The 20,467-nt window shown below is 59.6% G+C and carries 15 protein-coding genes; 9 read left to right on the top strand and 6 right to left on the bottom strand.

Annotated features, from left to right (window positions below):
• The first annotated feature begins 38 nt into the window (after nucleotides 1-38).
• The 9 genes from ACYZT4_RS23475 to ACYZT4_RS23435 all read left to right on the top strand — a co-directional run bounded on the left by ACYZT4_RS23475 (nucleotide 39) and on the right by ACYZT4_RS23435 (nucleotide 10,328).
• Nucleotides 39-1,721, top strand: coding sequence for a flavin monoamine oxidase family protein (locus ACYZT4_RS23475; protein WP_461983203.1), 1,683 nt, complete (start codon nucleotides 39-41; stop codon nucleotides 1,719-1,721).
• Nucleotides 1,722-1,733: 12 nt separating this feature from the next.
• Nucleotides 1,734-2,528 carry a carbon-nitrogen hydrolase family protein gene (locus ACYZT4_RS23470; protein WP_461983202.1) on the top strand — a complete coding sequence of 265 codons (795 nt, stop codon included), beginning with the start codon at nucleotides 1,734-1,736 and terminating at the stop codon, nucleotides 2,526-2,528.
• Between the two features lie 48 nt (nucleotides 2,529-2,576).
• Nucleotides 2,577-5,003, top strand: a complete 2,427-nt coding sequence (pqqF, locus tag ACYZT4_RS23465; protein ID WP_461983201.1) for a pyrroloquinoline quinone biosynthesis protein PqqF — start codon at nucleotides 2,577-2,579, stop codon at nucleotides 5,001-5,003.
• Between the two features lie 155 nt (nucleotides 5,004-5,158).
• Nucleotides 5,159-5,233 carry a pyrroloquinoline quinone precursor peptide PqqA gene (gene pqqA / locus ACYZT4_RS23460; protein WP_009045898.1) on the top strand — a complete coding sequence of 25 codons (75 nt, stop codon included), beginning with the start codon at nucleotides 5,159-5,161 and terminating at the stop codon, nucleotides 5,231-5,233.
• Nucleotides 5,234-5,305: 72 nt separating this feature from the next.
• A complete protein-coding gene (gene pqqB, locus ACYZT4_RS23455; RefSeq protein ID WP_461983200.1) occupies nucleotides 5,306-6,217 on the top strand; it encodes a pyrroloquinoline quinone biosynthesis protein PqqB in 912 nt (303 codons plus the stop codon).
• 147 nt (nucleotides 6,218-6,364) lie between these two features.
• Nucleotides 6,365-7,117, top strand: coding sequence for a pyrroloquinoline-quinone synthase PqqC (gene pqqC, locus ACYZT4_RS23450; protein WP_461983199.1), 753 nt, complete (start codon nucleotides 6,365-6,367; stop codon nucleotides 7,115-7,117).
• The gene (gene pqqD / locus ACYZT4_RS23445; protein WP_461983198.1) at nucleotides 7,114-7,389 is read left to right on the top strand and encodes a pyrroloquinoline quinone biosynthesis peptide chaperone PqqD; all 276 of its coding nucleotides are present in this window, start codon (nucleotides 7,114-7,116) and stop codon (nucleotides 7,387-7,389) included. Before pqqC ends, pqqD begins: the two co-directional genes overlap by 4 nt.
• A 4-nt stretch (nucleotides 7,390-7,393) precedes the next feature.
• Nucleotides 7,394-8,536, top strand: coding sequence for a pyrroloquinoline quinone biosynthesis protein PqqE (gene pqqE, locus ACYZT4_RS23440; protein ID WP_461988775.1), 1,143 nt, complete (start codon nucleotides 7,394-7,396; stop codon nucleotides 8,534-8,536).
• The gene (locus ACYZT4_RS23435) at nucleotides 8,502-10,328 is read left to right on the top strand and encodes a S9 family peptidase (RefSeq protein ID WP_461983197.1); all 1,827 of its coding nucleotides are present in this window, start codon (nucleotides 8,502-8,504) and stop codon (nucleotides 10,326-10,328) included. Before pqqE ends, ACYZT4_RS23435 begins: the two co-directional genes overlap by 35 nt.
• 99 nt (nucleotides 10,329-10,427) lie before the next feature.
• Here ACYZT4_RS23435 and ACYZT4_RS23430 read toward each other — a convergent pair whose 3' ends face one another.
• The 6 genes from ACYZT4_RS23430 to ACYZT4_RS23405 form a co-directional block, all read right to left on the bottom strand.
• A complete protein-coding gene (locus ACYZT4_RS23430; protein WP_007904205.1) occupies nucleotides 10,428-10,586 on the bottom strand; it encodes a YqaE/Pmp3 family membrane protein in 159 nt (52 codons plus the stop codon).
• A 371-nt stretch (nucleotides 10,587-10,957) separates the two neighbouring features.
• On the bottom strand, nucleotides 10,958-12,736 hold the full coding sequence (locus tag ACYZT4_RS23425; RefSeq protein WP_461983196.1) for an acyl-CoA dehydrogenase C-terminal domain-containing protein: 1,779 nt from the start codon (nucleotides 12,734-12,736) through the stop codon (nucleotides 10,958-10,960).
• Between the two features lie 188 nt (nucleotides 12,737-12,924).
• A complete protein-coding gene (locus ACYZT4_RS23420) occupies nucleotides 12,925-14,721 on the bottom strand; it encodes an acyl-CoA dehydrogenase C-terminal domain-containing protein (RefSeq protein ID WP_461983195.1) in 1,797 nt (598 codons plus the stop codon).
• 90 nt (nucleotides 14,722-14,811) lie between these two features.
• On the bottom strand, nucleotides 14,812-16,101 hold the full coding sequence (locus ACYZT4_RS23415; RefSeq protein WP_461983194.1) for a GGDEF domain-containing protein: 1,290 nt from the start codon (nucleotides 16,099-16,101) through the stop codon (nucleotides 14,812-14,814).
• Between the two features lie 152 nt (nucleotides 16,102-16,253).
• Nucleotides 16,254-18,362 carry a cytochrome-c peroxidase gene (locus ACYZT4_RS23410; RefSeq protein WP_461983193.1) on the bottom strand — a complete coding sequence of 703 codons (2,109 nt, stop codon included), beginning with the start codon at nucleotides 18,360-18,362 and terminating at the stop codon, nucleotides 16,254-16,256.
• A gap of 278 nt (nucleotides 18,363-18,640) precedes the next feature.
• Complete coding sequence (locus ACYZT4_RS23405) at nucleotides 18,641-20,446, bottom strand: phenylacyl-CoA dehydrogenase (protein ID WP_461983192.1); 1,806 nt, start codon at nucleotides 20,444-20,446, stop codon at nucleotides 18,641-18,643.
• Nucleotides 20,447-20,467 lie beyond the last annotated feature (21 nt).

The raw sequence follows: 20,467 nt of genomic DNA, 5'->3' as shown, positions 1-20,467 counted from the left end.
GATGCGTATCCCGCATCCGGTCGCCAGCAAGGTCAGCCATGAACAACAACAATCGCCATCCTGCAGACGGTAAAAAACCAGTCACCATTTTCGGCCCGGACTTTCCCTTCGGCTTCGACGACTGGATCGAGCACCCGGCTGGCCTCGGCAGTATTCCTGCGCATAATCTTGGCGCCGAAGTGGCGATCGTGGGCGCCGGCATCGCAGGTCTGGTGGCCGCTTATGAGTTAATGAAACTGGGCCTCAAGCCGGTCGTCTACGAAGCGTCGAAACTGGGCGGCCGCCTGCGTTCGCAAGCGTTCAACGGGACCGATGGCATCGTCGCGGAACTGGGCGGCATGCGCTTCCCGGTGTCATCCACGGCGTTTTATCACTACGTCGACAAACTCGGCCTACAGACCAAGCCCTTCCCTAACCCGCTGACACCTGCCTCGGGCAGCACCGTCATCGACATTGAAGGCAAAACCCACTACGCACAGAAACTGGCGGATCTGCCTGCGCTGTTTCAGGAAGTGGCTGACGCGTGGGCGGATGCGCTGGAAGCTGGCTCGCAGTTTGCCGATATCCAGCAAGCGATCCGCGACCGCGACGTACCGCGCCTTAAAGAACTGTGGAACACCCTGGTTCCGCTGTGGGACGACCGCACTTTCTACGACTTCGTCGCCACTTCCGAAGCCTTCGCCAAACTGTCGTTTCACCACCGCGAAGTATTTGGCCAGGTCGGCTTCGGCACCGGCGGCTGGGACTCGGATTTCCCGAACTCGATGCTGGAAATCTTCCGCGTGGTGATGACCAACTGCGACGATCACCAGCATCTGGTTGTCGGCGGCGTCGAACAAGTACCGCAAGGCATCTGGCGTCATGTGCCGGAACGTTGCGTGCACTGGCCCGAAGGCACCAGCCTGAAATCGCTGCACCGCGGCGCGCCGCGCTCCGGGGTGAAAAAAATCGCCCATGCCGCCGATGGCCGTTTTGCGGTCACCGACAACAACGGCGACACCCGCGAGTACGCCGCCGTGTTGACCACCTGCCAGAGCTGGCTGCTGACCACCCAGATCGAATGCGACGAAACCCTGTTCTCGCAAAAAATGTGGATGGCCCTGGACCGCACCCGCTACATGCAATCCTCGAAAACGTTTGTGATGGTCGACCGGCCGTTCTGGAAGGACAAGGACCCGGAAACCGGCCGCGACCTGATGAGCATGACGCTCACCGATCGCCTGACCCGTGGCACCTACCTGTTCGACAACGGTGACGACAAACCTGGCGTTATATGCCTGTCGTACTCGTGGATGAGCGACGCGTTGAAAATGCTTCCGCACCCAGTGGAGAAACGCGTTGAGCTGGCGTTGAATGCGTTGAAAAAAATCTATCCGAAAGTCGACATCGCCGCCCGCATCATCGGCGACCCGATCACCGTGTCGTGGGAAGCAGACCCACATTTCCTCGGGGCTTTCAAAGGCGCACTGCCCGGCCATTATCGCTACAACCAGCGCATGTACGCGCATTTCATGCAAGACCACATGCCGGCTGAACAACGCGGGATTTTCATCGCCGGCGACGACGTTTCATGGACGCCGGCGTGGGTTGAAGGCGCGGTGCAAACGTCGTTGAATGCGGTGTGGGGCATCATGAAACACTTCGGCGGTGAAACTCACGCCGAGAACCCGGGTCCAGGAGATGTGTTCAACGAGATCGGTCCGATCGCCCTGCCCGAGTAAAAGGAGTTCCCAATGCGCGTAGCCCTTTACCAATGTCCACCGCTGCCGCTTGACGTCGCCGGCAATCTGCAACGCCTGCATCAGCTGGCGCTGGAGGCCAAAGGCGCCGATTTGCTGGTGCTGCCGGAGATGTTCCTGACCGGCTACAACATTGGTGTCGATGCCGTCAGCGTGCTGGCGGAGGTGCACAACGGTGAATCGGCGCAGCAGATCGCGCGCATTGCCAAAACCGCAGGCATTGCCATTTTGTACGGTTATCCCGAGCGCACTGCGGACGGGCAGATCTACAACGCCGTGCAATTGATCGACGCCAACGGCGAGCGCCTGTGCAACTACCGCAAGACTCATCTGTATGGCGACCTCGATCACTCGATGTTCAGCGCCGGCCAGGATGATTTTCCGCTGGTGGAGCTCAATGGCTGGAAGCTCGGCTTCCTGATCTGCTACGACGTGGAGTTTCCGGAAAACGCGCGACGCCTGGCGCTGGCCGGCGCCGAGCTGATTCTGGTGCCGACGGCGAACATGATTCCCTACGACTTCGTCGCCGACGTCACCGTGCGTGCCCGGGCGTTCGAAAACCAGTGTTATGTGGTCTACGCCAACTACTGTGGCAGTGAGGGTGACATCCACTATTGCGGCCAGAGCAGCATCGCTGCACCGGATGGCAGTCGCATCGCCCAGGCCGGCCTGGACGAAGCACTGATTGTCGGCGAGCTGGATCGTCAGTTGATGGTCGATTCCCGTGCCGCCAATCGCTACTTCCTCGATCGCCGTCCAGAGCTTTACGGTGAGTTGAACAAGCGCTAGCACTCCGTAATCCGCTAGCATTAGCGCTTCTCTGTTCTGGAAGTGCTCATGCCTGCGTTGAATCACCCTCGCCCCCACATTGAAACCCTGGCCAACGGATTGCGGGTGACCCTGCGTCATGCCCCGGATCTAAAGCGCTGTGCAGCGGCGTTGCGGATCGCTGCGGGCAGTCATGACGTACCTTTGGCATGGCCCGGTCTGGCGCACTTTCTTGAGCATCTGTTGTTTCTAGGCACTGAGCGTTTCCCCGCAGAACAAGGCCTGATGGCCTATGTACAAAGTCGCGGCGGACAGGTGAACGCACGCACCAGCGAACGCACCACAGACTTCTTTTTCGAGTTGCCACCTCAGGCGTTCAGCGCTGGTCTGGAGCGTCTGTCGGACATGCTCGCTCATCCGCGTATGAATCCGGACGAGCAGCTGCGGGAACGGGAAGTGCTGCACGCAGAATTTGTCGCCTGGTCACAGAATCCCACGGCGCAACAGCAGTTGGCGCTGTTGAATGGGCTGTCGCCAGCGCATCCGTTGCGCGGCTTTCATGCAGGAAACCGCGACAGCCTGCCGGTGGCGCAAGCAGACTTTCAGCAAGCGTTGAAGGGCTTCCATCGGCGGTTTTATCAGACCGGGCAAATGACGCTGAGCCTGGCCGGCCCGCAAAGTATCGAAGAATTGAAGAAAATGGCGCTGGGTTTCGGCGCGGCAATTCCTGTCGGCGAAACCGTCGCACAACAACCGCCTGTGCCGTTGATGGAATCCTCGGACACACGTTATCAACAGGCTGGTGAGCGTCGGCTCGACCTGCTGTTTACCTTAGAAGCATTGCCCAAAGCATCGGCCGAAGCGCTGGCGTTCCTGTGTCATTGGTTGAACGCCGCGAAACCTGGGGGGCTGCTGACTGAGTTGCGTGCCCAAGGAATGGCGGAATATCTGAAGGCCGCGCCGCTGTATCAGTTTGCCGGGCAGGCCGTACTGCACGTTGAATTCAAGACGACTGCACCGGCGAGTGTCCTGCGTGAAAAGCTCCTGGATTGGCTGGGCTTTTTTGCCTCTCGGCGAGATTGGGACAGCCTGCGTGAGGAGTACGCGGCTTTACTCTACTGCCAGCATCAGGTCAGCAGTGCATTGCAACTGGCCCGAATCGACAGCGAACAACTTGAAACCGGCTTATCCGAACAGGGTGTGGTCGCCCTCAAGGATATCCTGAAGAAAATGGGTGCTGTGGATAACTTCAGCAGCGCATGGAAACTGCCGACGCCCAATCCGTTCTTGCGCGCCGAAGCGCCTGCGCCACATGCCGGACTGATTCGCGGGCAAACCAGTAAGCACCGTGGCCTGCGCACGTTTGCCCAGGATCGTTCGCGCAGCCGTCGGGAACAAACGCCGATGCAATTCAGCCAGGCGTGGCCGGATAACACGGCGCAAGGCGTGATTTATCTGCGCTGGCGACTGGAAGCTGAACCGCATCCGGGCCTCCAACAGCGTCTGGAAAATCGTTTGCAGTCATTGTTTGAAGACGCCCGTCACGCCGGCGTCGACGTTGCCTTCAGCGCATCGGGCAATGAATGGTTGCTGAAGTTGACGGGACTGCAACAGCCGATGCCCGCCGTCCTCGAACATGTGCTGAAAGAACTGACACAACCTGATAGCGGGTTCTCACAGGAAGAACCGAAAAGCCCTGCGCTGATACCGATTAAACAACTGCTGAAGATGCTGCCCGATCTTTGCCATCAGCACACCGGAGTCTCGGATGACGTGCAGCAGCTGTGGTCGAGTGCGCGCTGGGACGGTCTGGCGACCGGTCTGACGGCACAGACCCAAGCGGCAATGGGCTTGGCCCTGAGTCGCGTGCCCGGCGTAGCGGATACCCTACCGGCTCCGCCATCCCCGATCTGTTCTCAACGCCTGTGGACAACGCTCGATACCGAATCAAGCGAACACGCATTGTTGCTGTTCTGTCCGACGGCCACTCAGGAAATCTTCGACGAAGCCGCGTGGCGCTTGCTCGCGCACATGGCGCAGACCCCGTTCCACCAGCGGCTGCGCGTGGATCTGCAATTGGGTTACGCAGTGTTCAGCGCACTGCACCAGATCCATGGGCAGACGGGCATTCTGTTTGGCGTGCAATCACCGAGCGTCGCACCTCTGGATTTGCTGCATCACATTGAACACTTCTTCAGCGAATTGCCCGAAATGATCGCAGGCATGGATGAGGTCGCTTTCAACGATCAGCGCCAAGCGTTGGCCGACCAGTTTGATGTCACTGCGCTCCCCGGCGCAAAAGCCGCCGAACTGCTCTGGCACAGCCGTCTGGCTAACCGCTCGTCGGATTATCTGACGCAATTGCCCTTGTCGATCCTGGCCATCGACCGCCAAGGTCTGATCGCCGCCGCCCATCGACTCATCAATGCCGAAGGCGGCTGGCGCGGACTGGCCAGCAGCTCGGAACCGGACGCACCTTGGCCGGTAAAAACATGATCATTACCGTTGGTGCAATTAGCTTTTTCCGGGAACGCAGGGCAATCGTTTGGTAATTTTGAGTAACATAGCCACCTAACTATCTGAACATCTCCGGCTGGAGGTGGACTATATGTATAGATCTCAACCGTCCCATCACCTGAAGGAGCGCTTCCATGTCCTGGTCCAAACCCGCTTACACCGACCTGCGTATCGGCTTTGAAGTCACCATGTACTTCGCTAGCCGCTAAGCTTGTCCTGCCGTTCAGCGCCTCGGTTTACCGGGGCGTTTTTATGTTCAGCGTTGAAATGATGGAGCGCCCATGTTCGTCCAGATTCTAGGTTCCGCCGCCGGCGGCGGTTTCCCCCAGTGGAACTGCAACTGCGTCAATTGCGCGGGGTTTCGCAGTGGCACCCTGCGGGCGAAGGCGCGGACCCAGTCGTCCATCGCGATTTCCGATGACGGCGTGAACTGGGTGTTGTGCAACGCCTCGCCGGACATCCGTGCCCAGCTCCAGAGCTACACGCCGATGCAACCGGGCCGCGCCCTGCGCGATACCGGCATTAGCGCGATTATCCTGATGGACAGCCAGATCGATCACACCACCGGCCTGCTCAGTCTGCGCGAGGGTTGCCCGCACAATGTCTGGTGCACCGACATGGTCCATGAAGACCTGAGCACCGGTTTCCCGCTGTTCACCATGCTGACCCACTGGAACGGCGGGCTGAACTGGAACCGCATCGAACTCGACCAGAGCTTCACCATCGCGGCCTGCCCAAGCCTGCGTTTCACCCCGCTGCCGCTGCGCAGCGCCGCACCGCCTTACTCGCCACATCGCTTCGACCCGCACCCTGGCGACAACATCGGCCTGATGGTCGAAGACCTGAATACCGGCGGCAAACTGTTCTACGCGCCCGGCCTGGGCAAGGTCGACGCGCCGTTGCTGGACATCATGGCCGGCAGCGACTGCCTGCTGGTGGACGGCACGATGTGGGACGACGATGAAATGCAGCGCCGTGGCGTCGGCACCCGTACCGGTCGGGAGATGGGCCACCTGGCGCAGAACGGCCCCGGCGGCATGCTGGAAGTGCTGGAGCAACTGCCCAATCAGCGCAAGGTGCTTATCCATATCAACAACACTAACCCGATTCTCGATGAAGATTCGCCGGAGCGTGCGGAGTTGCTTCGGCGCGATGTTGAAGTGGCGTATGACGGTATGAGTATTGTGCTGTAAGTGCCGAGACCGCTGCGCGGCCTATCGCTGGCAAGCCAGCTTCCACAGGGTTTTGTGTGCACCGAAAATCCACGGTAGGAGCTGGCTTGCCAGCAATGAGGCTCGACCAGGCAACATCAATTTCGCGGTCGTACCCGGAGAACCGAAATGACTGACACCGCACTGTCCCCCACTGAATTCGAAGCCGCGCTGCGTGCCAAAGGCGCCTATTACCACATCCATCACCCTTATCATGTGACGATGTATGAAGGCCGGGCGACCCGAGAGCAAATCCAGGGCTGGGTTGCCAATCGCTTTTACTATCAGGTGAACATTCCCCTGAAGGACGCCGCGATCCTCGCCAATTGCCCGGATCGCGAGATTCGTCGCGAGTGGATTCAACGCTTGCTCGACCATGACGGCGCCCCCGGCGAAGACGGCGGCATTGAAGCCTGGCTGCGCCTGGGACAAGCTGTCGGCCTCGACCCGGACCAACTCCGGTCCCAGGAACTGGTGCTGCCCGGCGTGCGCTTCGCCGTGGATGCGTACGTCAACTTCGCCCGCCGGGCCAATTGGCAGGAAGCTGCCAGCAGCTCGCTGACCGAACTGTTCGCGCCGCAGATCCACCAGTCGCGCCTCGACAGCTGGCCGCAGCATTACCCCTGGATCGACCCGACCGGCTACGAGTATTTCCGTACTCGCCTGGGTCAGGCGCGTCGCGACGTCGAACACGGACTGGCGATCACGTTGCAGCACTACACGACGCGGGTCGGCCAAGAGCGCATGCTGGAAATTCTTCAGTTCAAACTGGACATTCTTTGGAGCATGCTCGATGCCATGAGCATGGCCTACGAACTGAAACGCCCGCCGTATCACAGCGTGACCGACCAGCGCGTCTGGCACAAAGGAATCACCTTATGAGTTTCGATCGCAGCAAGACTCCGACCTGGCGTCCCGGTTACCGTTTCCAGTACGAACCGGCGCAGAAAGGCCATGTGTTGCTCTACCCGGAAGGCATGATCAAACTCAATGAAAGTGCGGCGCTGATCGGTGGTTTGATCAATGGCGAGCGCGATGTCGCGGCGATCATCAGCGAACTCGACGCGCAATTTCCCGGTGTGCCTGAACTCGGTGAAGACATCGAGCAATTCATGGAGGTCGCCCGTGCTCAGCACTGGATCGAACTTGCCTGATTCCGTGTCGGACAAGTTACCGCCCAAGCCGGAAATCGGCCTGCCGTTATGGCTTCTCGCCGAATTGACCTACCGCTGCCCGCTGCAATGCCCCTACTGCTCCAATCCGCTGGACTTCGCCGAGCAAGGCCGGGAACTGAGCACCGAGCAGTGGATCAAGGTGTTTCGCGAAGCCCGGGAAATGGGCGCGGCGCAGTTGGGCTTTTCCGGCGGTGAACCCTTGGTGCGCCAGGACCTCGCCGAGCTGATTGCCGAGGCGCGCAATTTGGGTTTCTACACCAACCTGATCACCTCGGGCATTGGCCTGACCGAACAGAAAATCAGCGACTTCAAGAAGGCCGGTCTGGACCACATTCAGATCAGTTTCCAGGCAAGCGACGAACAGGTGAACAACTTGTTGGCCGGCTCGAAAAAAGCCTTCGCGCAAAAGCTGGAAATGGCCCGCGCGGTGAAAGCGCATGGCTATCCGATGGTGCTGAATTTCGTCACCCATCGGCACAACATCGACAAGATCGACCGGATCATCGACCTGTGCATTGCCCTTGAGGCGGACTTCGTCGAGCTCGCTACCTGCCAGTTTTACGGCTGGGCGCAGCTCAATCGTGTCGGTCTGTTGCCGACCAAAGAACAACTGGTTCGCGCCGAACGCATCACCAATGAATACCGCGCCAAACTGGAAGCTGAAGGGCATCCGTGCAAGCTGATTTTCGTCACGCCGGACTATTACGAAGAACGCCCGAAAGCTTGCATGAATGGCTGGGGCAGTATTTTTCTGACAGTGACACCGGACGGAACCGCCCTGCCCTGTCACGGTGCCCGACAGATGCCGGTGCAATTTCCTAACGTGCGTGATCACAGCATGCAGCACATCTGGTACGACTCGTTCGGCTTCAACCGTTTTCGCGGTTACGACTGGATGCCCGAGCCATGCCGCTCCTGCGACGAGAAAGAAAAGGATTTCGGCGGCTGTCGCTGCCAGGCATTCATGCTCACCGGTGACGCCAGCAATGCCGACCCGGTATGCAGCAAGTCGGAACATCACGGCGTGATCCTCAAGGCCCGCGAAGAAGCCGAGCACGCGACCCAGACCATTGAGCAACTGGCCTTCCGCAATGAACGAAACTCACGACTCATCGCCAAAAGCTGAACCCTTCAGCGCCGCCAAAGCGGTCGCTGCCGGTATTGACTTTGCCGAATTGCAGGTGGGCCGGCATGGCCTGCTCTGGAACGAATACCGTCCCGAGGACGGCGCTTGCCGGATCTGGCATTGGCGCGACGGCCAGGCGCATTGCCTCACGCCAGCCGGGTTCAGCGTGCGCAGTCGGGTGTACGAATATGGCGGCGGCGCGTTTTGCCTGACAGATGACGGGGTTGTTTTCGTCAACGAGGCAGATCAGCAGTTGTATCGGCAATCACTGAAGGGTGAAACGCCGGTCGTGCTCACCTCAGGTGAATGCCGCTATGGCGATCTGCAATTTGCCGACGGGCAGGTTCTGGCGGTTGAAGAGCATGGGGACCGGCATCGCCTGGTGGCCATCGATCTGGTGGGCGGTACGCGTCATCTGCTGGCCGAAGGTGCGGACTTCTATGCCGCGCCGACGTTGAGTCCTGACGCCAAACGGTTAGCCTGGATCGAGTGGAGCCGTCCCCACCAGCCATGGACTGCAACTCGCTTGATGGTTGCAGAGCTTCAAAGTGATGGCCGCTACGCTCGATTGCGTTGTGTGGCTGGCGAAGGTGTTCAGGAGTCGCTGCAACAACCGCGATTCGATGACAGTGGTCGACTGTATTGCCTGACCGATCGCGACGGCTATTGGCAGCCGTGGGTGGAATCTGCTGAAGGATTTAGCCCGCTGGCGAGTGCCGCGGCTGATCATGGGCCTGCACCGTGGCAACTGGGTGGCAGTACCTGGTTTCCGTTGGATGACGGTCGTTATCTGGCCAGCTGGACAGAAGGCGGATTCGGCCGAATGGGCATTTGCGGTGACACCACAGAAGATTTCACCGGGGACTACAGCCGTTTCCGACATCTCGCACTGGATGATCAATTCATCTACTGCATCGCTGCCTCGCCGACCTGCTCGTCCGCCGTGGTCGCCATCGACCGCAAAACCCGACAGGTCAAGGTCTTGGCCGGGGGAATCGCTCCGCTGCCCGCCGAGCAGATCAGCGTCCCGCAAACCTTGCGTTACCCGAGCGGTTCGGGCGAGGCGCACGGCTTCTTCTACCCGGCAATGACCGGGGGCACGAAACCGCCACTGGTGGTGTTCATCCATGGCGGCCCGACTTCGGCGTGCTACCCGATGCTCGATCCGCGCATCCAGTATTGGTCGCAACGCGGCTTTGCCGTGGCCGACCTCAACTACCGTGGCAGCAGCGGCTACGGCCGAGCGTATCGTCAGGCACTGCATTTGAGTTGGGGGGAAGTGGATGTGGAAGATGCCTGCGCGGTGGTCAGCCACCTCGCCGAGCGTGGGTTGATCGACGGCGACCGGGCGTTTATTCGTGGCGGCAGTGCCGGCGGCTACACCACGCTGTGCGCACTGGCCTTCCAGAAAGTCTTCCGCGCAGGCGCGAGCCTTTACGGTGTCAGTGATCCCGTTGCCTTGGGCCGGGCGACCCACAAGTTCGAAGGCGACTATCTGGATTGGCTGATCGGTGACCCCGTCAAAGACGCCGAGCGTTATGCCGACCGCACACCGCTGTTGCATGCCGGCAACATCAGCGTGCCGGTGATTTTCTTCCAGGGAGAACTCGACGCCGTTGTCGTGCCGCAACAGACCCGCGATATGGTCGAGGCGCTGGAGCAAAACGGCATTCTGGTTGAAGCGCATTATTACGCGGACGAACGTCACGGCTTCCGCAAGGCCGGGAATCAGGCGCATGCGCTGGAGCAGGAATGGTTGTTTTATCGGCGGGTGATGGCGTTGTCGAACTGAGACCGAGGTGCGCCCTTCGCGGGCAAGCCCGCTCCCACAGGATCTGCGGCGTGCACAAACCCTGTGGGAACTATGGCGATCTGCCTGACGCCGCGATAGTTAACGCTTGGCGATGATGTAAACCGCATGCACGATCCCCGGAATGTAACCGCACAACGTCAACAGAATATTCAGCCAGAATGCGCCGGCAAAACCGACTTGCAGAAACACACCCAATGGCGGCAGCAGAATAGCGATGATGATACGAATGAAATCCATGGGTCAGCTCCTGATTAGAAGTGGACTCGTGTGAGCCCTACTGCTAATCGACCAATACCGTTCGTCAGGGTTCAGTGCGGTGCTTCAAACCCGTGTCTCCAATCTGTGTCCACGCACTGAAGAAAGTGGATGGACTGCGCGGAAAACTTTTCTGCAGACAAAAGAAAACCCCGCCGAAGCGGGGCTTTGCAGACTGTTTCCCTGACATCCATTTCACTCCGCCGTCCTGGCAGAATCCTACGTGTCCCTGTTGTTGCTAGTGCGCTTCCTGCGCGACGTCCATGTGAAGTAGATTAGCTGTGGATCCAATTTGCAGCTATGGGAGAACAGCAGCACGTCATGTAAGAAAATGCTTACATGCCGCTACAGGTTCAGAACTGTGCCGCGTCCAGCAGGAACAGCGACTCGCTACCCGCCTTCACCGACGCACTCAACGAATGGATACGCGGCAGCAGGCGGGCGAAGTAGAACCGCGCCGTGCCCATTTTGCTCGCGTAGAAATCTTCCTGTGTCTCTTTGCCCAAGGCCGCTTTGGCCATCAGTGCCCACATGTAGGCGTAGGCCACGTAACCGAAAGTTTGCAGGTACTCGACCGAGGCCGCGCCGATTTCATTCGGGTTGTTTTTTGCCCGGTCCAGCAACCACGCGGTCAACTCGTCAAGGGTGGTCACGGCATCGTTGAGCGGCTTGGTGAACTCGGCCAGTTCAGCACTGGCGGTCGCGGTGAAGTGACGAATCTCGTCGGCGAACAGGTTGTAATACGCCCCGCCGCTACCGACGATCTTGCGTCCTACAAGGTCGAGCGCCTGAATGCCGTTGGTGCCTTCGTAGATCTGCGTGATGCGCACGTCGCGAACCAGTTGCTCCTGGCCCCACTCACGGATGTAACCGTGGCCGCCGAACACTTGCTGGCCGTGAATGGTGGTTTCCAGACCGAGGTCGGTCAGGAACGCCTTGGCCACCGGGGTCAGCAATGCCACCAGGTCTTCTGCGCGTTTGCGGGTGTTCGCGTCTTCGCTGAACTTGGCCGTGTCCAGTTGCATGGCCACATAGGTCGAAAACGCACGACCACCTTCGTTCGAGGCTTTCATGGTCAGCAGCATGCGCCGAACGTCCGGGTGGACGATGATCGGGTCGGCCACTTTGTCCTTGTTCTGCGCGCCAGTCGGCGAACGGCTTTGCAGACGGTCGCGCGCATACTCGACAGCGTTCTGGTAGGAGCGCTCGCCCGTGGCCAGGCCCTGGATACCGACGCCCAGGCGTTCGTAGTTCATCATGGTGAACATCGCCGCGAGGCCTTTGTTCGGCTCACCGACCACATAACCCACGGCTTCGTCGAAGTTCATCACGCAGGTCGCAGACGCCTGGATGCCCATTTTGTGTTCGATTGAACCGCACGTCGCCGGGTTCCGCGCGCCCAGGCTGCCATCGGCATTGACCATGAACTTCGGCACCAGGAACAACGAGATGCCTTTCGGCCCCGCCGGCGCGTCCGGCAGTTTGGCCAGCACCAGGTGGATGATGTTCTCGGTCAGGTCGTGTTCGCCGCCGGTAATGAAGATCTTGGTGCCGCTCACCTTGTAGGAACCGTCGGCCTGAGGCTCAGCCTTGGTGCGGATAATCCCCAGGTCTGTACCGGCGTGTGGCTCGGTCAAACACATTGAACCGGCCCAGACACCGGCGTACATATTCGGCAGGTACGCGGCTTTCAGCTCTTCGCTGGCGTGGGCGTTGATCGACAGGCAAGCGCCGGCGGTCAGCATTGGGTACAGACCGAACGACAGGCTCGCGGAGTTGACCATTTCTTCGACCTGAGCCGAAACCGCCTTGGGCATGCCCATGCCGCCGTAGGCCGGATCGCCACCAACGCCAACCCAGCCGCCTTCGGAATACGTCTGGTACGCCTGTGGGAAACCTGCCGGCGTGGTGACGGCACCGTCCGCCCAATGGCAACCTTCTTCATCAGCCGCACGGCTAAGGGGTGCGATGCTTTTGCTGGTGACCTTGCCGGCTTCTTCAAGAATGGCTTCAACGGTTTCCGCATCGACCGTCTCGGCCAGCGCAGGCAACTCGGCCCAAAGTTTAGCGACCTCGAATACTTCATTGAGGACGAAGCGCATATCGCGCAGGGGCGCTTTGTAGTCAGCCATGGCAAACCTCGCAGGATCTTTACAGGTGATTCGTAGGAAAGGTGCTTTCGTTGGGTCCGAGTGTAACCCAACAACTTTTGCGACACATAGGGTCAGGCGGTGACCGATTTGTAATTTTTAGTCATCAACGCCTTATGCCTGTCAGAACGCCTTCGCGGGCTTGCCCGCGAAGCTTTTTCAGCTATTCGTCAAAGCGCAAACAACTCCGCCGGCAGATTCATCAGACAATCACTCCCCGCCTCGATAGCCGAACGATGAGCCCCAGTGCGCGGCAGCAGACGCTTGAAGTAAAACTCACTGGTCGCCAGCTTGCCCCGGCAGTAATCAGCATCACCACTACCCGCGTCGAGTTGCCCCTGAGCCACCAATGCCATGCGCAACCATAGATAGCCGAGGATGATGTAACCGCTGTACATCAGATAATCCACCGACGCAGCGCCGACTTCGTCCGGATTTTTCATCGCGGCCATGCCGACCCGAGTGGTCAACTCGCCCCACTGCTGGTTCAACTCGCTGAGCTGCGCCACGTAACTGGCGAGCTGCGGATGCCCGGCGTTCGTCGCGCAGAATTTGTGAACAATTTTGGTGAAGCCCCGCAGCAGTTTGCCCTGGCTGCCGAGGACTTTGCGTCCCAGCAAATCCAGCGCCTGAATGCCATTCGTGCCCTCGTAAATCGGCGCAATCCGACAATCGCGAACCAACTGCTCCATGCCCCATTCGCGGATAAATCCGTGGCCGCCAAACACTTGCATGCCGTGGTTGGTCACTTCCAGCCCGGTGTCAGTCATAAAGGCTTTGCAGATTGGGGTCAGGAACGCCAACAGGTCTTCAGCGTCCTGCCGCGCGGTTTCATCCGGGCTCAAGTGCGCAACATCCAATAACTGCGCGGTGAAGTACGTCAGGGCGCGGTTGCCTTCATTGAAGGCCTTCATGGTCAGCAACATCCGGCGTACATCCGGATGAACGATGATCGGGTCGGCGGCTTTGTCCGGGGCTTTCGGACCGGTCAGCGAACGCATTTGCAGACGGTCGTTGGCATACTTGATCGCGCCCTGAAAGCTCGCCTCACCCAAGCACAACCCCTGCATCCCGGTGCCGAGCCGCGCATGGTTCATCATGGTGAACATGCAGTTCAGGCCCTTGTTCGCCTCGCCTATCAAGAAGCCCTTGGCCTCGTCGAAATTCAGCACGCAAGTGGCCGAGGCCTTGATGCCCATCTTGTGTTCGATCGAGCCGCAGGACACGCCGTTGCGCTCGCCGGCTTCACCGTCGGCATCGGGCAGGAATTTGGGAACGATGAACAGCGAAATACCCTTGGTCCCCACCGGCGCGTCCGGCAGTTTCGCCAGCACCAGGTGAATGATGTTGTCGCTCATGTCGTGCTCGCCGGCAGAGATGAAGATCTTGCTGCCGGAGATCGCGTAACTGCCATCCGCCGCAGGCACGGCGCGGGTCTTGATGATGCCCAGGTCGGTGCCGCAATGGGCTTCAGTCAGGCACATAGTGCCGGTCCATCGGCCAGCGGTGAGTTTGTTCAGGTAGGTGTTTTTCTGCTCGTCGGTGCCATGGGCATGAATGGCCGACATCGCGCCGTGGGTCAGGCCTGGGTACATGCCCCAAGAGGTGTTGCTGGACGCGACCATCTCGCTGATGACCAATCCCAGAGAACTCGGCAGGCCCTGGCCACCATAAGCGGGGTCCGCCGCCAGACCATGCCAGCCGCCCTCGACGTATTGTGCGAAAGCTTGCTTGAACCCTGCAGGCGTCGTCACCACGCCATTATCGAAATGGCAGCCTTCTTCGTCGCCGCTGCGATTGAGCGGTGCAAGTACGTTTTCGCAGAATTTCGCGCCCTCTTCGAGGATCGCGTTGACCATGTCCGGGCTGGCGTCGGTAGCACCCAGCGCTGCGTAGTTGCTGTGAAAATCGAAGACGTGGTCGATCAGAAAGCGCATGTCGCGCAGGGGGGCTTTGTACTCGGGCATGGTCATTTCTCCGGCAGCAGATCCCTTAAACCTACTGCCGCCGACCACGCCCCACAATCACAGTCCAGACGCTGAATGCGCCATCATCACTCAACCCGCAGCAGCGTCCATGCGCACCGCGCCACGGCGGTTCTGCCCGTAAGCCACTACGCAATTTCGCCCGGCACCTTTCGCGGCATACAGCGCTTCGTCGGCGGACTTCAGGACTTTTTCCGGGTTGCGCTGCTCCACGCGTTCGGCGACACCGATGCTGACGGTGACCGACACACTTGAAGCGGCGGAACCGGCACGACGCTGTCGCCCCTGCTGATCGTCCTGAGGACGGTTGTCCTGGTTACGCAGTTGGATGTTGTAAGTGGCGATCGATTCGCGGATGACTTCCAGGTGCGGCATGCACTCTTCGAGCGTCTTGCCCGCGAACACCAGGGCAAATTCCTCACCGCCGTAGCGATACGCCCTACCGCCGCCGCCGATTTTCGACAACTTGCTCGCCACCAGCCGCAGTACCTGGTCGCCGACGTCGTGGCCGTGGGTGTCGTTGAATTTTTTGAAGTGATCGACGTCGCCCATGGCGAGTACGTAATTGCGCCCCAGACGCTGCATGCGCTCGTTCAACGCGCGACGTCCCGGCAGACCGGTGAGCTCATCACGGAAAGCCATTTGATAGGCCTCGTGGGCAACCGCCGCGGCAATCATCAGCATCACTTGGCTGCACATGATGTTGAGCGTAAACGGCAGGATGAACGTCTTCGGCAACGCCCAGAACAATCCCAGCAGCCCGACCAATTGCGCGGCATGCAAGGGCCGCGGGTTACGCCAGTATTGCCAGCTCAGCAGCACGAACGATGCGATAAACACCGGATAGGCCAACTGGATCAGGCTCATCCACGCACCATGCAGGGCAGGCCAGCGGATCTCCGACAACCACATCAGCAGCGCCTGTGGGTAACTTTGCTCCAGTCCCAGCGCCACACTGCCGACGGCCAGCAATACCGCGAAGCGCGCGACCATGTCCTGAAACAAATGAGTACGTTCCTGCCACGCCGCGAACACCCCGAATAACAATGGCAACAGCAGACAACACAGGTGAAAGACCACCGCGGCGTCTTCGCGCACTTTGCCATTGTCGCGGTAATAGTCGGTCTGGGTATCGAGCAGGTAGTAGGCGATGTACACCGTGACCATCAGAAACAGCTCACGCTGACGTCGGTAAACCGCGCAGTAAGCGCCGCCAAGCAACAGCACCAAGGTTGGCAGCACGTTGAACAGCGAAGTAAGGAAGACGTTCAGGTCTTTAACGTACGCAGCCGCAAGCCCCGCGATCAAAAGCAGAAGTGACGGTAGGAAATGACTGAAATGTACAGCGGAAGAACGCGGCAAGGGTAAAGCTCCGACCCGTCATGTCTATAGATGGCATTGTGCCCACCTCTATAACGGCAGTACTACTGATTTTCTGAGCGTTTAGCCAAGGTTTTTTTGACGCCGCATTACTGACTGCCATTCGGGCAGCCAGTAATGCGCGATTCACCCGATCAAAGGTCGTTGTTGAACGGCTGCAAGGGCCCTTCTGCGGCTGCGCGACCTTCCGCGCCAACGGGTTTAAGCGTGACCAACGCATCCGCGCCCTGCCGGGTGGTGATCTTCGGACTGACCGGTTTTGGCGTCACCGCGTTTTCATCCCCCACATGCCCTTGCGGAATCACCAGCGACGGATGATCGAACGGCGCTTGCTCCCACGCCACCCGAGGATCGGTCAGGCCGGTCTCCATGAATTTGACCAGAGCATCGATTTCTTCGGGCGTCAGGTTCAACGCGGTCATGTCCGGATCGAGGTTCGAGGTGTTGTGCTGATTCACACTGGCATGCTCGAAACCGCTGGTGTTGTTGGCTTCCGAACCCCGCCGGTCGCCGCCCCGGTTGTAGAACTCCATCACCTGTTTGAGCGTCGCGCGGCTGCCGTTGTGGAAATACGGACCGGTCAACGCGATGTTGCGCAGTGTCGGGGTCTTGAAGGCACCGTCGACTGCATCGCGGAAACCGACATTGGGTTTGAGCGTGCCGTCGCAAGGCAATGCCGCGCTCAAGGGCGCTTCGAAGGTGCACACGTCGACATCCAGCGGATCAGGCACTTTGTTGCCCTGGATCTGCGTGTTGTATTCGCGGGTGAACGCCAGTGGATTACCCCAGGCATCCGTCCCGCCGAGCGCGAGGTCTTCCGACGTCGGGCGCACACCGGTGTTGTAGAAGCCGTTGTCGTACAGCGTGGTCAGGTTGTCGCCCATGACCATCCGCTCGATGCGCTCACGGGGATGGAACAGCAAGCGACTGCCGGCGTTGGTCAGCTCGGCGCCGCCATGGCAATTGACACACTTGCCCTTGCCGAGAAACAGATTCATCCCTTGGACTTGTTGAGCGTTCATGGCTTGATGATCGCCTTGCAGGTAAGCGTCCAGCGGCGCCTGATCGGAGATCAGCGTCGATTCGTACATCTGGATCGCGAGCCCGAAGAACAACGGAAAGTTAGCCTCGATCTGGGTATACGGCGCACCACCGAGTGAAACCTGCTGCGTAGCGTTCCACAGCCGCGGCTGGAAGGCGTTTTTGATCAGCTCACGGTAAGTCGGCCGCCTTGCCCCGGACACCGGGCCGAGCACCGAGTCGGTGGAAGAAATCCGTTGCTGCTTGAGCATTAGCGTATCAAGCATGCGCCGGCCGATGTCGGCAAAGGTACGCCCGCCGCAGGACATTTCCACCGGGCTGCCCGGCGGTCCAACGGCTTGCGAAGCCGCCGACGCATCATTGAGCGCCAGCCGCACTTTGGTTGCCACACCGCTGCGGTCACTGGTGACGAAGATCCCGGCGTCGGGATCGCGATTGCCAAACGGCGAAAACCCGTTGAAGACGTTGTTGGCCCGACCGTCCCAGAAGTTGCGCACGTTGAACGCGGCGTTGATCACCGACGGCGCGTTACGTCCCGTCGCGCGACGGACATTGATGCCGCCGACCTGGTAAATGCCGTCCGGCTGCTGCGTGCACTTGTCGAAACGCGGTTGATTCGGTTTGACGAAGTTAGCGTCGAACACGCCTTGGGAGCCGATCACGTCGTCGGAGGAATAGACGATGGGCGAGTTGCGATCCAGCGGATTCGCCAGCACGTGGGTCGGAAAGTCGGTTTTCTTCAACGTGTAGTTCGGGCCGCCCTTGCCTGCGGACAGGGTCGCGTAGGACGCCACGTCGCCGGGAATATCGGAAGCCACGAACGGCTTGTTGAAGATCGACGTCACGTTCGGATTGGTGTTCGCCTGGCCGGGGTTGATCTGGTTGGTGATTCGGTGGTCAACCCCCGCATGGAAGTGACAGGACGCGCAAGCCGTAGCGCTGTCGCTGCCGACTTCCATGTCCCAGAACAGCGCTTTGCCCAGCAGGATCGCCGCGCCACGGTTGAGGACGTAGTCGGTCATCAGATCGACTTTGCGTCCGCCTTCGGTGCCGGAGGGGTCGGGCGGCAGCATGCCGCGAAGTGATTGCAGGGATGGGACTTGCGGAACGACGGGATCAACTTCCGGCGCGGTCGCAGCGAATGCGCCTTGGACAGGCAGCGCGATCAGGCAGGTCAAACGGAGTATTCGAAGGATGTTCATGCGCGTCACCCTAGTGGCACTGTCGATTTGATATCGAGTGGCCGGAAGCAAGGGATCGCTGGCAGAGAATTCTTGTTTTTTGCCGCCGGTTTCCAGGTGTTTTGCAAATAGTCTGCCAAGCGCTCAATGGCCTTGTATCAACATATTTCTGCGCCTCGATTAGCTTCAGGCCGGGGAAAACGGCCCCAACCCTGGGGTTTCTTCACCAAAGTTGAGTGCAAAAAAAACCGCTACTCCCGAAGGAGCAGCGGTCTTTTCAAAACTGACTGCGTGAAGGCTTAGTAGCCCAGCGCGAAGTCTTCTTCTTTCATGTCCATCAGGTTGTTGGCGCCCGACAGCATGGTAACAACGTGAGTGCGGGTACGCGGCAGGATGCGCTGGAAGTAGAAACGCGCGGTCTGCAGCTTGGCGGTGTAGAACGCGGTTTCGGTAGTGCCGGAGGCCAGTTTTTCGGCAGCCAGACGTGCCATGTCAGCCCAGAAGTAAGCCAGGCAGGCGTAACCCGAGTACATCAGGTAGTCCACCGATGCCGCGCCGACTTCTTCACGGTCTTTCATGGCGGCCATACCGACCTTCATGGTCAGCTCGCCCCATTCTTTATTGATCGCAGCCAGCGGTGCGACGAATTCCTGAACGGCTTCGTTGCCTTCGTTGGTCTGGCAGAACTTGTGGACGATCTTGGTGAAGCCTTTCAGGGCCTCGCCTTGCGTCATCAGCACTTTACGGCCCAGCAGGTCGAGTGCCTGGATGCCGGTGGTGCCTTCGTACAGCATCGAAATGCGGCTGTCGCGGACGTTCTGCTCCATGCCCCACTCAGCGATGAAACCGTGACCGCCGTAGATTTGCACGCCGTGGTTGGCGGATTCGAAACCGACTTCAGTCATAAAGGCTTTGGCGATCGGCGTCATGAACGCCAGCAGCGCGTCGGCTTTCTTCTTCTCTTCTTCGTCCACGCCGTACTTGACGATGTCGACTTGCTTGGCGGTGAAGTAAACCATCGCGCGGTTGCCTTCGGCGAACGCTTTCATGGTCAACAGCATGCGGCGCACATCGGGGTGCACGATGATCGGGTCAGCAGCTTTTTCCGGCGCTTTCGGGCCAGTCAGCGAGCGCATTTGCAGACGATCGCGAGCGTATTTCAGACCGCCCTGGAAGCCGATTTCGGCGTGGGCCAGGCCTTGCAGCGCGGTGCCCAGACGTGCGGTGTTCATGAAGGTGAACATGCAGTTCAAGCCTTTGTTCGCCGGGCCGATCAGAAAACCGGTGGCCGCGTCGAAGTTCATCACGCATGTGGCATTACCGTGGATGCCCATTTTGTGTTCCAGGGAACCACAGGTCACAGCGTTGCGCGCACCGAGCGAACCGTCTTCGTTCGGCATGAACTTCGGCACGATGAACAGCGAAATGCCTTTGGTGCCAGCCGGTGCATCCGGCAGGCGAGCCAGCACGATGTGGACGATGTTGTCGGCCATGTCGTGTTCACCGGCCGAGATGAAGATCTTGGTGCCGGAGACTTTGTAGGAACCGTCGGCCTGAGGTTCGGCCTTGGTGCGCAGCATGCCCAGGTCGGTGCCGCAATGCGGTTCGGTCAGGCACATGGTGCCGGTCCATTCACCGGAGACCAGTTTGGTCAGGTAGGCATGTTGTTGCTCCGGCGTACCGTGCTCGGAGATGGTGTTCATCGCGCCATGGGACAGGCCGGGGTACATGCCCCATGACCAGTTGGCTTCGCCGACCATTTCGCTGACTGCCAGACCCAGAGACTCCGGCAGGCCTTGGCCGCCGTGCTCTACGTCGTGGGCCAGGCTCGGCCAGCCGCCTTCAACGAATTGCTTGTAGGCTTCTTTAAAACCAGTCGGGGTTTTAACGCCGGACTCGCTCCAGGTGCAGCCTTCGATGTCACCCACGCGGTTCAGCGGAGCCAACACCTGCTCACAAAACTTGGCGCCTTCTTCGAGAATGGCGTCAACCATGTCCGGAGTTGCGTCTGCACAAGCCGGAAGGCTTTGATAGTGCGCTTCGTAGCCGAGCAATTCGTCACGAACGAAGCGAATATCACGCAAGGGGGCCTTGTAGTCAGGCATAGCGATAAACCTCTGCTGATG

It is taken from the genome of Pseudomonas sp. GB2N2, from assembly GCF_054897705.1.
Note: the sequence above shows the minus strand (reverse complement) of the source record. Positions and strands in the feature narration are given on the sequence as shown.

Coding starts and splice junctions, on each gene's coding strand:
- ACYZT4_RS23435 (WP_461983197.1), top strand. CDS start 8,502: ATGAACGAAACTCACGACTCATCGCCAAAAGCTGAACCCTTCAGCGCC.
- pqqC (WP_461983199.1), top strand. CDS start 6,365: ATGACTGACACCGCACTGTCCCCCACTGAATTCGAAGCCGCGCTGCGT.
- pqqF (WP_461983201.1), top strand. CDS start 2,577: ATGCCTGCGTTGAATCACCCTCGCCCCCACATTGAAACCCTGGCCAAC.
- pqqB (WP_461983200.1), top strand. CDS start 5,306: ATGTTCGTCCAGATTCTAGGTTCCGCCGCCGGCGGCGGTTTCCCCCAG.
- ACYZT4_RS23470 (WP_461983202.1), top strand. CDS start 1,734: ATGCGCGTAGCCCTTTACCAATGTCCACCGCTGCCGCTTGACGTCGCC.
- ACYZT4_RS23420 (WP_461983195.1), bottom strand. CDS start 14,721: ATGCCCGAGTACAAAGCCCCCCTGCGCGACATGCGCTTTCTGATCGAC.
- ACYZT4_RS23410 (WP_461983193.1), bottom strand. CDS start 18,362: ATGAACATCCTTCGAATACTCCGTTTGACCTGCCTGATCGCGCTGCCT.
- ACYZT4_RS23475 (WP_461983203.1), top strand. CDS start 39: ATGAACAACAACAATCGCCATCCTGCAGACGGTAAAAAACCAGTCACC.
- pqqD (WP_461983198.1), top strand. CDS start 7,114: ATGAGTTTCGATCGCAGCAAGACTCCGACCTGGCGTCCCGGTTACCGT.
- ACYZT4_RS23425 (WP_461983196.1), bottom strand. CDS start 12,736: ATGGCTGACTACAAAGCGCCCCTGCGCGATATGCGCTTCGTCCTCAAT.
- ACYZT4_RS23405 (WP_461983192.1), bottom strand. CDS start 20,446: ATGCCTGACTACAAGGCCCCCTTGCGTGATATTCGCTTCGTTCGTGAC.
- ACYZT4_RS23430 (WP_007904205.1), bottom strand. CDS start 10,586: ATGGATTTCATTCGTATCATCATCGCTATTCTGCTGCCGCCATTGGGT.